The organism is Arsenophonus endosymbiont of Bemisia tabaci Q2, assembly GCF_902713415.1.
In the GTDB taxonomy this organism is placed as follows: domain Bacteria; phylum Pseudomonadota; class Gammaproteobacteria; order Enterobacterales; family Enterobacteriaceae; genus Arsenophonus.
The window spans coordinates 1-1,910 of record NZ_CACTIE010000234.1 but is presented as its reverse complement, the minus strand read 5'-3'; the positions used below and the strand labels follow the sequence as shown (position 1 = coordinate 1,910).

Sequence of the window (1,910 nt, the reverse complement as noted above, 5' to 3'; positions counted from 1 at the left end):
ACTGATTTAGTTAATGGATTTCGCTACTCTGTTCCCTATATTAATATACATCGCGATAAAATCTTTTTTATTACATTAAAGGGTAACGCTATCGCAGATAAAAGTTTTGCTCATATCATTAGCGATATCGGTTTATTACACAGTCTGGGTATTCGGCTAGTTATTGTTTATCGCATACGCCAACAGATAGATAAAAACTCATAAACCAACAATATCCGATAATCTACCATAAAAATATTCGCGTCACTGATGCAAATACCCTAAAGTTAGCTAAACAAATATCGGGGACATTACAATTAGATATTACTGCTCTGTTATCAATGAGTCTCAACAATACCCCATTGGAAAGTGCTTATATAAATCTCGTCAGTGGTAATTTTATTATTGCTCAATCTTTAGGGATTGAGGATGGTGTTGATTACTGTCATAGCCGAGGTATACGAAGAATCGATGAAGTATCCATCAACCATCATTTAAAAAACGGCTCGATTGTATTAATTAACCCAATTGCTGTTTCGGTCACCGGAGAAAGTTTTAATTTGTCGACAGAAACTATCGCAACACAATTTGCAATAAAATTAAAAGCAGAAAAATTAATTGGATTTTGCTCTTTACAAGGAATTAGTGATAAAAATGGCAATCTATTATCGGAACTCTCGCCGAATGAAGCTGAAAAGTATATTGCTGAATTGGAAAAACAGCCAAAGAATCATTCTGACATACTGCATTTTTTATATAGCGCAATTAAAGTATGCAAGCAAGGTGTTCGTCGTAGCCATTTGATAAGCTATCAAGAGAATGGTCCTTTATTGCAAGAACTTTTCTCTCATGAAGGTATCGGTAGCCAAATTACCATGGAAAATTGTGAAAAAATTCGTCGAGCTAATATCTATGATATAGCAGGAATATTAGAATTAATTCAACCGTTGAAACAGCAAGGAATATTAATTTGCCGTTCACGTGAACAATTAGAAATAGAAATTGACAAATTTACTATCATCGAGCGAGAAAATATGATCATCGCTTTCGTAGCACTTTATGCCTATTTAGAAGAAAAGTCTGCAGAAATGGCTTGCCTTGCTGTGCATCCTGACTATCGTAATTTATCAAGAGGTGAAAAACTGCTTAAACACATTACTCTACAAGCCAAAAATTTAAATTTAGAAAAACTTTTTGTATTAACAACCCGAAGTACTCACTGGTTTCTAGAAAGAGGATTTTTCCCAGCAAAAGTTGATATGTTACCAATAAAAACAAGGGCTTTATAATTATCAACGATGCTCAAAAATTTTAATACTTAATATTAATTAAATACCATAAAATTAATTTTAAATTTAATTAATAAACCCATTTACAATAAAAATACACTATTTAAATAAATAACGTTTTCTATTACTCTTAAGCAAAAAAATATCGGCTCCTCTTTATTTAACGAAGAGAAGAGCCGAAAATAAAATAACGGTTAATTAATTATTTTTTATTGCTGCTGAAAGTGGTGCGGCTGCTTTTGATATAAACCATCACGCATATTCCACATAGTTGAAAAATGCTTAACCATTGTACTGTGGGTCGCTCCCCCATTTTTAGCCAGACTACCAATATTTAATGCCTGAGCATAGACGGTCGAGTCCAAAGGAGTACCAGAAGTAACTGATAGAAGACTCTTCACAAAACCTATCCCTCTATATTTAATTGCCGCTTTTTGGTCATTACTTTGATTTTCTATAGAAGAATTTTCTACAGGAAAGCTCGACAAATGTTATTAGTCTTAATTTTTGCGTGGTCTATTTGTACCTCTTTATCAGGGGTTGAAAAATCATTAACAATCCCGACAGCTAATCCAGCTCGATAAAACCTATCAGCTTGCTCAGTAGATTGAGATGTATAGCTAAGCGACTTAATTTTGATTA

General features: G+C 33.2%; 1 protein-coding gene and 1 pseudogene. One reads left to right on the top strand and one right to left on the bottom strand.

The window, feature by feature from the left end; genetic code table 11:
- Window positions 1-1,311, top strand: a pseudogene (argA, locus tag ARSQ2_RS10470) (amino-acid N-acetyltransferase); the annotation flags it as partial.
- 166 nt (window positions 1,312-1,477) lie between these two features.
- Here the strand turns inward: argA and ARSQ2_RS10465 are convergent.
- A complete protein-coding gene (locus ARSQ2_RS10465; protein ID WP_181995267.1) occupies window positions 1,478-1,756 on the bottom strand; it encodes a hypothetical protein in 279 nt (92 codons plus the stop codon).
- Window positions 1,757-1,910 lie beyond the last annotated feature (154 nt).